This is a genomic window from Pseudomonas sp. F8002, assembly GCF_013385495.1.
Classification (GTDB): Bacteria; Pseudomonadota; Gammaproteobacteria; order Pseudomonadales; family Pseudomonadaceae; genus Aquipseudomonas.
The window spans coordinates 208726-221344 of sequence record NZ_JACAPW010000003.1; the positions used below are offsets into that span (position 1 = coordinate 208726).

Annotated in this window: 10 protein-coding genes; 6 read left to right on the plus strand and 4 right to left on the minus strand. The window is 60.4% G+C overall.

From position 1 onward, the window contains the following. Positions 1-2: 2 nt before the first annotated feature. Positions 3-986, plus strand: a complete 984-nt coding sequence (locus HX811_RS06025) for a GlxA family transcriptional regulator (RefSeq protein ID WP_177045207.1) — start codon at positions 3-5, stop codon at positions 984-986. 71 nt (positions 987-1057) lie between these two features. Then, positions 1058-3049: an FUSC family protein gene (locus HX811_RS06030; RefSeq protein WP_177045209.1), complete on the plus strand. Its 1992-nt coding sequence runs from the start codon at positions 1058-1060 to the stop codon at positions 3047-3049. A gap of 30 nt (positions 3050-3079) precedes the next feature. Here the strand turns inward: HX811_RS06030 and HX811_RS06035 are convergent, their stop codons facing one another. Both HX811_RS06035 and HX811_RS06040 read right to left on the minus strand, forming a co-directional pair. Continuing rightward, a complete protein-coding gene (locus HX811_RS06035; RefSeq protein WP_003210582.1) occupies positions 3080-3868 on the minus strand; it encodes a VacJ family lipoprotein in 789 nt (262 codons plus the stop codon). After that, entirely contained in the window at positions 3861-5159 is a 1299-nt protein-coding gene (locus tag HX811_RS06040; RefSeq protein ID WP_003210581.1) for a hypothetical protein, read from the minus strand. Before HX811_RS06040 ends, HX811_RS06035 begins: the two co-directional genes overlap by 8 nt. Before the next feature lie 236 nt (positions 5160-5395). Between HX811_RS06040 and HX811_RS06045 the strand changes: the two genes are divergently transcribed. Further along, positions 5396-5764: a hypothetical protein gene (locus tag HX811_RS06045; RefSeq protein WP_003210580.1), complete on the plus strand. Its 369-nt coding sequence runs from the start codon at positions 5396-5398 to the stop codon at positions 5762-5764. Between the two features lie 99 nt (positions 5765-5863). On the opposite strand, the gene HX811_RS06050 is transcribed toward HX811_RS06045, so the two are convergent. Next, complete coding sequence (locus tag HX811_RS06050; RefSeq protein ID WP_177045211.1) at positions 5864-7417, minus strand: glycosyl hydrolase family 17 protein; 1554 nt, start codon at positions 7415-7417, stop codon at positions 5864-5866. A 330-nt stretch (positions 7418-7747) separates the two neighbouring features. Between HX811_RS06050 and HX811_RS06055 the strand changes: the two genes are divergently transcribed. The 3 genes from HX811_RS06055 to HX811_RS06065 all read left to right on the plus strand — a co-directional run bounded on the left by HX811_RS06055 (position 7748) and on the right by HX811_RS06065 (position 10805). Then, on the plus strand, positions 7748-8599 hold the full coding sequence (locus HX811_RS06055; RefSeq protein ID WP_008433997.1) for a glycine betaine ABC transporter substrate-binding protein: 852 nt from the start codon (positions 7748-7750) through the stop codon (positions 8597-8599). Between the two features lie 239 nt (positions 8600-8838). Next, a complete protein-coding gene (locus HX811_RS06060; RefSeq protein ID WP_003210577.1) occupies positions 8839-9150 on the plus strand; it encodes a DUF485 domain-containing protein in 312 nt (103 codons plus the stop codon). Then, positions 9147-10805 carry a cation acetate symporter gene (locus tag HX811_RS06065; RefSeq protein WP_177045213.1) on the plus strand — a complete coding sequence of 553 codons (1659 nt, stop codon included), beginning with the start codon at positions 9147-9149 and terminating at the stop codon, positions 10803-10805. Before HX811_RS06060 ends, HX811_RS06065 begins: the two co-directional genes overlap by 4 nt. Positions 10806-10968: 163 nt before the next feature. On the opposite strand, the gene gltA is transcribed toward HX811_RS06065, so the two are convergent. Further along, entirely contained in the window at positions 10969-12258 is a 1290-nt protein-coding gene (gltA, locus tag HX811_RS06070) for a citrate synthase (protein WP_003210575.1), read from the minus strand. Between the last annotated feature and the right edge of the window lie 361 nt (positions 12259-12619).

The following is a 12619-nucleotide window of genomic DNA, read 5'->3' on the forward strand; positions in this document are numbered from 1 at the left end:
GCATGAAAGGCAAGAACCTCCGTTACCTGAATGAAAATCCCGGTGACGCCCGCCAGACGGTGCGTGCGGGATTTGTGTTGCTCGAACATTTCTCGCTGCCGGCGTTTACCCAGGCGCTGGATACGCTGATCACCGCCAACCTGCTGCGGCCCGCTTCTTTTTCTACGTCGACCTTCGGCTTGCGGGAAGGCGAGGTGACCAGCGACCTGGGGCTGGTGATCCGGCCCGATGCGCGGCTTGAGTCTTCGGTGCTTAAAGAGTTGGACCTGTTGGTGATATGCGGTGGCTATCGCACTGAACTGAAGGCTGCGGAGGAGTTTATCCACCTGCTGAAAAGCGCCTCGGAGCAGGGTGTGAGCCTGGCCGGTTTGTGGAATGGTGCGTGGTTCCTGGGGCGTGCGGGGTTGCTGGGCGGCTACCGCTGCGCCGTGCACCCGGAACATCGCCCGGCCCTGGCCGAGTTCTGCAAGGCGACGCAGGTCAGCAGCGAGCCGTATGTGATTGACCGCGACCGGCTGACGGCATCGAGCCCTTCCGGTGCGTTTCATATGGCGCTGGACTGGATCAAGGGGCTGTACGGCAAAGCGTTGGTGGAGGGGATCGAGGACATCCTGGCGTTTGAGGAGTCGCGCTACCGGCGGGTGAAACCCACGGAAAACGTGTGCTTGAGCGCACCCCTGCGCGAAGTAGTCAACCTGATGGACGCCAACCTCGAAGAGCCTCTGGAGCTTGAGCAACTGGCCGTTTATGCGGGCCGTTCCCGACGCCAGTTGGAGCGTTTGTTCAAGGAGCAGCTTGGCACCACGCCCCAGCGTTATTACCTGGAACTGCGCATCACCGAGGCCCGTCGGCTGCTGCAACACACCGAGCTGTCCCAGGTGGACGTGCTGGTGGCCTGCGGGTTTGTCTCGCCGAGCCATTTCAGCAAGTGCTACAGCGCCTACTTTGGCTACAGGCCATCCAAGGAAAAGCGCCTGGTCAAATAGCCTGAGATTGGCATTCGCCACAAATATAGATACGATGCTAATCATTAGCTTGCTATCTATATGTGGGTTTAATGAAATCCTCCACCTTCCAGCTCCCTGATTTCTGGCAGGCGACGTTGACCCCGTCCCGTAGCGATCTGCTGTTTGCCTTGCGCAACATGATCGCCGGCGGGGTCGCGTTGTACCTGGCCTTCTGTTTTGACTTGCAGCAACCGCAATGGGCCCTGACCACCGTATTTATCGTGGGCCAGTCCACCAGCGGCATGGTCCTGGCCAAAGGCGCCTATCGGCTGGTGGGTACGTTTGTCGGGGCCATGGTTTCCATTGCGATGATCGGCGTGTTTGGCCAGGCGCCGTTGTTGTTCCTGCTGTGCATGGCGCTGTGGCTGGCGTTCTGTACCACCGGGGCATCCTTGCTGCGCAATCACGCGTCCTATGGGTTTGTGCTGGCGGGTTACACCACGGCGATTATTGCGCTGCCCGCTACGGCGGCACCGCTGGGAGTGTTCGATGAGGCGGTGGCGCGCTGCCAGGAGATCAGCCTGGGGATCCTTTGTGCCTCCATCGCCAGTACGATTCTGTGGCCGCGCCGGGTCGAGCAGGTGCTGGCGGTTCAGGCGCGCGCCGCCTGGCAGGCCGGGGTGCGGGCTGCCGCTTCGGAGCTGCTGGGTAACGACCAGCGTAAAGGCTTGCTCGAAGCGTTGAGCCGCCTGGTGGCGGTGGACAGCCAGCGCGACCATGCCTGGTTTGAAGGGCCCAAGGGCCGGCGCCGCTCCCAGGCCTTGCGGGTGCTCAGCCGTGATCTGCTTAGCCTGCTGCGGGCGGCGCGGGGCGTGGCGCGCCAGCGGATGATGCTCGATGAAACGGCGGCGGTCGGGCCACTGATTGAAGCGGTGGCTTTGGCGTTGCAGCAGGAGCGTCTTGATGAACTGCCCGGGTTGTCACAACGGCTTGGCCTGGCGTTGCAGGATCCGCAGCTTGGCCAGGAGGCGCACTTTTGCCTGGTGCAACTGGCGCAGGTGTTGCGCTTGATTGAGCTGGGTGCATTGACGCTGTCGGCGGTCGAGCAGGGCAGGGTGCCGCCCGGCGCACCGGGGGCGATGTCCTGGCACCGGGATATCGAGCAGGGGGTGCTTGGCGGGCTGCGCAGTGCGTTGGCGTTTCTGGCGGTCGCGGCGTTCTGGATCTTTACGGCATGGCCTTCGGGTTTGGGCGCGGTATCGATTTGTGGCGTGGTGTTGAGCCTGTTTGCAGCGCGGGAAAACCCGTCGGCCTCCAGCCTGAACTTCCTCAAGGGCATTGCGCTGTCGATCCCGGTGGCCGGTTTTGTGTGCTTCGTGCTGTTGCCCGGCTTCGATGGCTTTCCCCTGTTATGCCTGGCGTTGGGAGTGCCGCTGTTTTTCGCCTCGTTGTGCATGAGCCGCCTCAAGCTGGCGGCCACGGCCTCGGCGTTCTGCATCTTTTTCGTCAACAACGTCGGGCCCAGCAATGTGATGACCTATGACTTCGCCGCGTTCCTCAACAAGGCCATCGCGACGCTGGTGGGGGTCGGGATTGCCGTGGTGGTGTTTCGGCTGATCCAGCTCAATCCCGGCGAGCATCACTATCGGCGGATGTTCAAGGCTTCATTGTTCGACCTGGCGCAATTGACTTCCCGTCCCCTGGAGCAGGCTGAAAGCTGGTTTGGCGGGCGCATGGCGGACCGGCTGATTCGCCTGTCGCGCTACAGCGAAACCTTGCCTGCCGATCGCCGTGTCCACTGGGATAACGGATTGCTGGGGCTGGACCTGGGGGACGAGTTGCTGGAGTTGCGCGCCTGCCTGGCGGACAGCCGGGGTGCGTTGGCGATTGAGCGCGATCGCTATTTGCGGGCATTGGAGTCGGTGTTGGAGGAGGGGGGGCCGAGCGTGGCGAATGAGTCGCTGATGGATGCGGCCAGCGTTGCGATGCTTGAAGCGCTTGAACAGCCTTCGGGATTGGCGGAGCAGGATCGGGAAATGGCCAGGGCGGCCGTGCTGCAACTGCGGTTTACGTGGCGTAAGTGGTGTCGGCGGGGGGTGTAGGCGCTGGCAAGCCAGCGCCTACACGGGGCATTACTCGGCGATCTGCAACTTGCGCGCCTCGGTGTACACGTAGCGCACCTTTTCATACTCGAACGGCGAGTTCATCTGGCCGTAGCGGAAGCTGGTCTGGTAGCGCTTGTCGACGGCGCGCAGGGCCCAGATTTCCGGGTGGTTTTCGCTGACCTTGGACACGTTCAGGAAGTTGATCTCGGTCTCGGCGCCGTAGTCCACCAGCAGGCCGGTGGTATCCCGCAGGTTCGACGGACCAAACAGCGGCAGCACCAGGTAGGCGCCGCCCGGTACACCGTAGAAGCCCAGGGTCTGGCCGAAGTCTTCGCTCTGGCGCGGCAGGCCCATGGCGGTGGCCGGGTCCCACAGGCCGGCGATGCCGATGGTGGTGTTGAGCAGCAGGCGCCCGGTGGTTTCCAGGGAACGATGGCCCTTGAGCTGCAGCAGGCTGTTCAGCAGGTTGGGTACATCCCCGAGGTTGTTGAAGAAGTTGCTGACGCCGGTACGCAGGAAGCTCGGGGTGACATAGCGGTAACCGTCCACCACGGGCAGGAACACCCACTGGTCGAAGCGGTAGTTGAAGTGGTAGACCCGGCGGTTCCACGACTCCAGCGGGTCGTAGACATTCAGCGCGTTGACCGACGAGCGCTCGAACTCACGCTGGTCCAGGCCAGGGTTGAACTTGAGGTGGCTCAGGGGCTCCTTGAAGCCGTCGGAGTCCACTACGGTTGGCGTGTGGGCCTTGCTGTTGTCGGCATTGGCCACGCCCGCGCACATCAGGGCGGCGAGCAGCAGAAGATATTTAGCCACGGAAGAACTCCAGCATGGCGTCGGCGTTGACGCGGTAGTTGAGGTTGCCGCAATGGCCGCCCAGGGGGTAGACGGTCAAGCGATCGCCGAAGGTTTTACGCAGGAAGCCAAGGTCGCCAGGGCCCAGGATCACGTCGTCGGCGTTGTGCATGACGGCGATTTTCGGGCTGTCGTGCAGGTAGTCCTTGAGGGCATACAGGCTGACCTGGTCAACCAGTTGCAGCAGGCTGCCGCCGTCGGAACGGGCGCGCCACATCGGGATCACCTGTTCGGTGAGGTAGCAGTCGAAGTCGCACTGCAGCGCACGCTTGAGGAACGGCGTGAGGCTGGTGCCTTCGCTGATCGGGTACTTGGGCGGGATGATCAGGCCGCGACGGTTGATCAGGTCCGAGGTGAAGGCAATGTCGGCCGCCGAGAAGCGGAACGAAGTGCCGATCAGCATCGCCATCTGTTCGTTGGTCAGGTGTTCCTTGGAGTTCTGGAAGTCGTAGAGCAGGGCATCGTTGAGGTCGATGTAGCCCTTTTGCTGGAAGTAGCGGGTCAGTTTGTTCAACACCAGTTCATAGAAGGTGGTGCTGTTGTTGATGCCCTTGACCTCGGTCTGCACCAGCTTGTCGAGGTTGGTGATCGAGGTATAGAGGTTGACCGGCGGGTTCAGCAGCAGGACTTTCTTGAAATTGAAGCTGCGACGGGTTTCGTCCAGCTTGCTGACAAAGGCTGCGTCGAGGGCGCCGAGGCTGTAGCCGGTGAGGTAGAAGTCGGTCACGGGCAGCGTCGGGTTTTGCGCGCGTACGGCCTGCATCACGCGGTACATGTCTTCGGCGTCTTCCTGGCTGATGCCGGGAGTGGCGAAGCGCGAGGCGGCGGCAATGAAGTCGAAGCTGGTGGGGGACGACAGCTGGACGACGTGGTAGCCGGCCTTGTAGTAGAGCTTTTTCAGGTATTCGTTGATGGTGCTGTCAAAGCGTGCGCCGGTGCCGGCGATCAGGAAGATCAGCGGTGCGGCACGGTCCTGCTTGGCGATGCGGTAGGTGAGTTTCTTCACCGCCCAGAAGTTGTCAGGCAGGCTGAACTCGCGCTCGGGACGCATCGTCAGGGTGTAGTCGGACTGATTGATTTGATCGTCCGATGGCAGTTCCGGCCGCAGGTTCGGCGGGGTGGTGGCGATGGTCGCTTCAAACGGGTTGGTCAAAGGGTAGCCATAGCTGGCCTGGTCGATATCGACCGCCAGTGCTGACGCACTCAGAAAAAGGCTGCCCAACAGGGCCGCACAGCGCAAGGAACGGAGCATGACTAAATCCCTAAGAGGAAAACGTGCTGAAGTGGAGTTCGCAGGCTATGACCACCGCGTTGCTGCCGAAGTGCCAGCCTTCGGCACTAAAAGTCGGAAAAAACGTCGGAATCGGGGTAATAGTAGCGAGACGATACACTTTGGCACGCCTTAATGAACACTTATCTGTTTGCAAAACTTGCCAACGGCCACCGGGGGATTAAGCTGGGCGCCGTTTTCGCCTATCGGAGTGCCCCATGTCCCGCCGTTTTCCGCTGATCCTGTTGCTTATTGCCCTGCCGCTTTGGCTGGCCGCCAGTTATGGCGCGCGTTACGGATTCATGGAGGATGGCCGTTGGGTGGGCATTTGCGCCGACGAAGCCAGCCGCTGGGAATGCCAGGTGCGTTCCAACCTGGGGTTGATGATTCACTTCAAGGTGCTGGGCTGGGCGGCGCTGGTCACGGCGGTGCTGGCGTTTTTCGTGCCGGGCCGGGCCGGGTGGGGATTGGCCGTGTTGGCGCTGGTGTTCGGGTTTCCGGCGTTGGCGTTGTACAACACGACCTTTGCGGTGTTTGCGGTGGTGATTGCGGGGTTGCGGTTGGTCCGTAAGCCTCGCGTTGCCTGACAGGGCCTCTTCGCGAGCAAGCCCGCTCCCACATTTGACCGAGTACATCCCCTTGGAATGCGGTCGAGTGTGGGAGCGGGCTTGCTCGCGAAAGCGGTCTTAAGCCTTGCGCACCCGCAAGCAACGCCACAAGGCTGCAACCATGAGCAGGCTCACCACCGCCCAACCCCACGCCTGCTGGTTCATCAACCCTTCACGGAACAACTGCGGCGCAATGCCGGCACCGATGATGAACGCCAGCAACGCAATCTCCCGCCGCAGCCCGCTCACCGGACGCACCAGGTACACCAGCGCCGGCAGCACCAGCGCGGCACTCGGGAAGCTGCGGTAACGCGGGTCAAATACCAGCGCCAGCATCATGACCGCACTGGCAAACCCGGCGATTGCCACCAGCCAGCCAGCGCGCTGCTCCAGCCAGTTGAAGGCGCGTTCGCGCCAACCTTCTCGCGCACTCAACGCCAGGGCGGCGTGAGCCAGTACCGCAAGGTTCAAGGCCACCAGCAATCCAGCCCACACCCACTCATCCGTGAAGCGCGCGGTGACCCGGTTCAACTCGGCCCAGGTGCCGATCGAGCAGGCCGCCACGGCGCCCAGCAACGGCAACAACAACGCAGCCCGGGCCGTGCGCACGCGGCCACCCAGCAGCAGCGTGCCCAGCAGGATAATCCCGCCAACCCCCAGCCACAGCGGCCAGTACGGCACATTGGTCACCGGGCCGGCGAGCACGCCCTTGTCCTGGCGGTCCGCATCAAACAGGCCCCAGTAACCACCCACCGCCCCTTCACTGGCACGTTTCCACGGCTGGTCAAAGGCTTCGATCAGGTTGTAGTGCCAGCCATTGGCTTCGGCCATGGCCACGAACCCGCGCATGAATTTCGCTTCGTTGACCCGGCTCGGCACCGCCGTTTCCCGCTGGCGGCCTTCGCTCGGCCAGCCGGTCTCGCCGATCATCACGTCCTTGGGGGCGAACTTGTTGCCGAAGGTCTGGCGCACATCGCCCACGTGCTTGAGCGCCTGGTCGATGCCCGAGGGGTCATCTTCCCAGTACGGCAGCAGGTGGATGGTCAGGAAGTCCACGGCCGGGGCGATTTCCGGGTGTTGCAGCCAGAACTCCCACACATCGGCGTAGGTGACCGGTTGCTTGATATGGTCCTTGACGTGATGGATCAACTTGACCAACTGCGCGGCAGTGACTTCCTTGCGCAGCAGGGTTTCGTTGCCGACGATCACCGAGGTGACGACGTCGGGGTTGGCATTGGCAGAAGCGATCAGTGCCTCGACTTCCTTGGCGGTGGCCACCGGATCACTGCTTACCCATGCGCCGCTCATCAGCTTCAGGCCGTGTTTGCGCGCCAGTGTCGGCAAGTCTTCAAGGCCGGTCTGGGAGTAGGTGCGAATGCATTCGAAGCGGGTGGCCAGCAACGCCAGGTCGGCGTCCATGCGCTCGGGGCGCAGTTTGAACGGCTGGTCGAACGGCGACTGGTCTTTGTCGAAGGGCGTGTAGGACGCACATTGCAGCTTGTGGCTGGCGCTGGCCACGTCCGGCAGCACCACCGGTTGGCCAAGGCTGTACCAATAGCCGCCGAGGGCCAGCACACCGAGGATCAGGGCAAATAAATAGGGCAGGAGCGGGAAACGTGCAGTCGCGGGCATGATCAGGCCGTCTGGGGGCAAAGGCGCGCATCTTACCCGGATTTGAGCCGTCCCAGTGGGGCCGCATAATTTTGACATGCAAAGTTCGGGCGGGATCGTCGGTGAATGTCCTACAAATCATCCTGCTGGCGATGTGATGTCGTTTCTTGCTTACCTGAGGTCGCAGTCAGAGCAGGTCGCTTGTGGCAGCAGGTTGATGATCGAAGTGTCAGCCCTCCACTGATGAGGCAACCACGTGATCGATGCGCGTGAAGGGGGCGCGGTGCACCACATAACAACAGGTTGACGTCGCTCGGCATCCGCCGGGCGCAGCACTTTCGGGGAAGCACTATGAAGATGCGACGACTCTTGGGCGCAGCTGCCACTCTGGTAGTTGCGATGAGCTCCACACTGGCCAGCGCCGACAGCAAAACCCTGAGCATCGGCTATGTGGATGGCTGGTCGGACAGTGTCGCCACCACCCACGTGGCGGCAGAAGTGATCAAGCAAAAGCTCGGTTATGACGTGAAACTGCAAGCGGTCGCCACCGGGATCATGTGGCAAGGCGTGGCCACCGGCAAACTCGACGCCATGCTCTCCGCCTGGTTGCCGGTGACCCACGGTGAATACTGGGCCAAGAACAAGGACAAGGTGGTCGACTACGGCCCCAACTTCAAGGACGCCAAGATCGGCCTGATCGTGCCTGAGTACGTGAAAGCCAAATCCATCGAAGACCTCAAGACCGACACCACCTTCAAGAACAAGATCGTGGGTATCGACGCCGGTTCAGGTGTGATGCTCAAGACCGACGAAGCAATCAAGGCCTATGGCCTGGACTACAAGCTGCAAGCCAGCTCGGGCGCGGCGATGATCGCCGAGTTGACCCGTGCCGAAGACAAACAGGAATCCATTGCGGTCACCGGCTGGGTGCCACACTGGATGTTCGCCAAGTGGAAACTGCGTTTCCTGGACGACCCAAAAGGAATTTATGGTGCTGCTGAGACCGTCAACAGCATCGGCAGCAAAGGCCTGGAAAAGAAAGCCCCGGAAGTCGTGGCGTTCCTGAAGAAATTCCAGTGGGCCTCCAAGGATGAAATCGGCGAAGTCATGCTGGCGATCCAAGAGGGCGCCAAGCCTGAAGCGGCGGCCAAGGACTGGGTGGCCAAGCACCCTGAGCGCGTCGCCGAGTGGACTGCTAAGTAAGTCTCTTGTGGGAGCTGGCTTGCCTGCGATGCAGACGCCTCGGTGCACTTGATGTATCGAGGTGATCCCATCGCGGGCAAGCCCGGCTCCCACATTATTTCGCCCCCGCAATTATTCCTGCACCTTCAATATCCCTCGCTACACTCCTTCTACTACTAAGGTCGTCTGGAACCTGTTCCTCAGCCGCATACAGTGGATATGTTCCAATAATAAAAAGCTGTGCTGCGAGGATAAAAACAATGAACGACAGCATTTACCTCTCGATTCAAAACAGCCCGCGTTTCAAGGAGCTGGTTAGTAAAAGGGAAAGATTCGCCTGGATTCTCTCGGCAATCATGCTTGGGCTTTACTCCGCTTTCATTCTTCTGATTGCCTATGGGCCGCAAATACTGGGGGCCAAGATCAGCCCCGGTTCGTCCATTACGTGGGGGATCCCGATCGGGGTCGGGCTGATTGTGTCGGCCTTCGTCCTCACCGGCATCTATGTACGACGCGCCAACGGCGAATTCGACGACTTGAACAATGCGATTCTCAAGGAGGCTGCGCAATGATCCGTCGTCTATTGGCTGTACTCGGCGCTTCGGCCTTTGCACCTGCCATTTGGGCGGCCGATGCACTGACCGGCGAAGTGCATAAACAACCGCTGAATATCGCAGCGATCCTGATGTTCGTGGCCTTCGTCGGCGCGACCTTGTGCATCACCTACTGGGCGTCCAAGCGCAACAAGTCGGCGGCCGACTACTATGCGGCCGGCGGCAAGATCACCGGGTTCCAGAACGGTCTGGCGATTGCCGGTGACTACATGTCGGCAGCCTCCTTCCTGGGGATTTCCGCGCTGGTGTTCACCTCCGGCTACGACGGCCTGATCTACTCGATCGGCTTCCTGGTGGGCTGGCCGATCATTCTGTTCCTGATCGCCGAGCGCCTGCGTAACCTGGGCAAATACACCTTTGCCGACGTGGCGTCCTATCGCCTGGGGCAAACCCAGATCCGCAGCCTGTCGGCCTGTGGCTCTTTGGTGGTGGTGGCGTTCTACCTGATCGCGCAGATGGTTGGCGCGGGCAAGCTGATCCAGCTGCTGTTCGGCCTGGATTATCACGTCGCGGTGATCCTGGTGGGCATCCTGATGTGCCTCTATGTGTTGTTCGGCGGCATGCTGGCGACCACCTGGGTGCAGATCATCAAGGCAGTGCTGTTGCTGTCCGGTGCCTCGTTCATGGCGCTGATGGTGATGAAACACGTCAACTTCGACTTCAACATGCTGTTTGCCGAGGCGATCAAGGTTCACCCTAAAGGTGAAGCGATCATGAGCCCGGGCGGCCTGGTGAAAGACCCGATTTCGGCGTTCTCCCTCGGCCTGGCACTGATGTTCGGTACCGCCGGCCTGCCGCACATCCTGATGCGCTTCTTCACCGTGAGTGACGCAAAGGAAGCTCGCAAGAGCGTGCTGTATGCCACTGGCTTCATCGGCTACTTCTATATCCTGACCTTCATCATCGGCTTCGGCGCGATCCTGCTGGTCAGCACCAACCCGGCGTTCAAGGATGCTGCAGGTGCCTTGCTCGGCGGTAACAACATGGCGGCGGTGCACCTGGCCAACGCGGTGGGCGGCAGTATCTTCCTGGGCTTCATCTCGGCCGTGGCGTTTGCCACCATCCTGGCAGTGGTTGCCGGTTTGACCCTCGCGGGTGCTTCGGCGGTGTCCCATGACCTGTACGCCAGCGTGATCAAGAAAGGCAAGGCCAACGAGAAGGATGAGATTCGCGTATCGAAGATCACCACCATCGCCCTGGCAGTACTGGCGATTGGCTTGGGCATCCTGTTTGAAAGCCAGAACATCGCGTTCATGGTGGGCCTGGCGTTCTCCATTGCGGCCAGCTGTAACTTCCCGGTGCTGCTGCTTTCCATGTACTGGAAAAACCTCACCACTCGCGGTGCGATGATTGGTGGCTGGCTGGGCTTGATCAGTGCCGTTGGCCTGATGATCCTCGGTCCAACCATCTGGGTCTCGATCCTGCACCATGAGAAGGCGATCTTCCCTTACGAGTACCCGGCGCTGTTCTCGATGATCATTGCGTTCATCGGCATCTGGTTCTTCTCCATCACCGACAAGTCGGCGGCGGCAGAGAAGGAACGTGCGCTGTACTTCCCGCAGTTTGTGCGTTCGCAGACTGGCCTGGGGGCGAGTGGGGCGGTTAGCCACTAAGCCTGTAACAGTTACAAAAAAAATGCCCCGGTCGTGAGATCGGGGCTTTTTTTTGCCTTTATTGGTAACAGATACGACAAAACTGTTTCTCAAATCCGGCACAAATAAAAACGGCCTCCCTATCAAAGGAGGCCGTTTTCGGTGTAGCCAAGTAGCGATCAGCTTACTTGCGGTCTTCCAGCTTGGTGATGTCACGCGACTCGTAGCCGGTGTACAGCTGGCGCGGACGGCCAATCTTGTACGGGCTGGAGAGCATTTCTTTCCAGTGGGAGATCCAGCCCACGGTCCGCGCCAGGGCGAAGATCACGGTGAACATGCTGGTTGGAATGCCGATCGCCTTGAGGATGATCCCCGAGTAGAAGTCGACGTTCGGGTACAGCGAGCGCTCGATGAAGTACGGGTCGGTCAGGGCGATCTCTTCCAGGCGCATGGCCAGTTCGAGTTGCGGATCGTTCTTGATGCCCAGTTCCTTCAACACTTCGTCGCAGGTCTTCTTCATTACGGTGGCGCGCGGGTCGCGGTTCTTGTAGACCCGGTGACCGAAGCCCATCAACTTGAACGGATCGTTCTTGTCCTTGGCCTTGGCGATGAACTTGTCGATGTTCGAGACATCGCCGATTTCATCGAGCATGGTCAATACGGCTTCGTTCGCACCGCCGTGGGCAGGGCCCCACAGTGCGGCGATACCGGCGGCGATACAGGCGAACGGGTTGGCGCCCGAGGAGCCCGCCAGGCGCACGGTAGAGGTCGAGGCGTTCTGTTCGTGGTCGGCGTGGAGGATGAAGATCTTGTCCATCGCGGCGGCCAGCACCGGGCTGATCGGTTTGATCTCGCACGGGGTGTTGAACATCATGTGCAGGAAGTTTTCCGCGTACGTCAGGTCGTTGCGCGGGTACATCATGGGTTGGCCCATGGAGTACTTGTAAACCATTGCGGCCAGGGTCGGCATCTTGGCAACCAGGCGGATCGCGGAGATTTCGCGATGCTGCGGGTTATTGATGTCCAGGGAGTCGTGATAGAAGGCCGACAGGGCGCCGACTACGCCGCACATGACGGCCATCGGGTGGGCGTCGCGACGGAAGCCGTTGAAGAAGGTCTTCAACTGCTCGTGAACCATGGTGTGGTTCTTCACGGTGCTGACAAACTGGGCCTTTTGCTCAGCTGTTGGCAATTCGCCATTAAGCAGCAGGTAGCAGGTTTCCAGGTAGTCCGACTGTTCAGCAAGCTGTTCGATCGGGTAGCCGCGGTGCAGCAGGATACCGTTATCACCGTCGATATAGGTGATCTTCGACTCGCATGAGGCGGTCGACATGAAGCCTGGGTCGAATGTAAAACGGCCCGTGGCCGTCAGGCCCCGTACGTCGATAACATCGGGACCAACGGTGCCGGTTAAAATGGGCAGCTCGACGGGGGCTGCGCCCTCGATGATCAACTGCGCTTTTTTGTCAGCCATGTGGCCTCCTATTTATGCTTCAAATCATCAGACAGACCCCCCACGCAGGGCCCGCACCACTATAGTGAGATAAATTCAGATGTCAATTTGCCTAAAGTCTTGCTCCAGAAGGCTTTAACCGTACTTTTTCCTCGAAATTACCTGCCATTTACGCCTTTTATGCCGCCAGCGCAATGCGCTATTAGGGTGAGGAGTGCGCGTTGTCATTAGTTGCCTAACTGTCTATACTCGGCCTCCGACCGCCAGGGGCTTTTGGGCCCGTTTTGATGGGGGTCGCACTCCCTGGGTGGTGGTTACCTGACCAGTGCACTCCCCAACAACTTTGCCCTGATTGTTAGGGGCTCTTCAGTGTGAAAAAAAG

Excerpts from the sequence above, each read along its gene's own strand:
- HX811_RS06055 (WP_008433997.1), top strand. The coding sequence starts at position 7,748 with ATGAAGATGCGACGACTCTTGGGCGCAGCTGCCACTCTGGTAGTTGCG.
- HX811_RS06040 (WP_003210581.1), bottom strand. The coding sequence starts at position 5,159 with ATGCTCCGTTCCTTGCGCTGTGCGGCCCTGTTGGGCAGCCTTTTTCTG.
- HX811_RS06060 (WP_003210577.1), top strand. The coding sequence starts at position 8,839 with ATGAACGACAGCATTTACCTCTCGATTCAAAACAGCCCGCGTTTCAAG.
- HX811_RS06045 (WP_003210580.1), top strand. The coding sequence starts at position 5,396 with ATGTCCCGCCGTTTTCCGCTGATCCTGTTGCTTATTGCCCTGCCGCTT.
- gltA (WP_003210575.1), bottom strand. The coding sequence starts at position 12,258 with ATGGCTGACAAAAAAGCGCAGTTGATCATCGAGGGCGCAGCCCCCGTC.
- HX811_RS06050 (WP_177045211.1), bottom strand. The coding sequence starts at position 7,417 with ATGCCCGCGACTGCACGTTTCCCGCTCCTGCCCTATTTATTTGCCCTG.
- HX811_RS06065 (WP_177045213.1), top strand. The coding sequence starts at position 9,147 with ATGATCCGTCGTCTATTGGCTGTACTCGGCGCTTCGGCCTTTGCACCT.
- HX811_RS06025 (WP_177045207.1), top strand. The coding sequence starts at position 3 with ATGAAAGGCAAGAACCTCCGTTACCTGAATGAAAATCCCGGTGACGCC.
- HX811_RS06030 (WP_177045209.1), top strand. The coding sequence starts at position 1,058 with ATGAAATCCTCCACCTTCCAGCTCCCTGATTTCTGGCAGGCGACGTTG.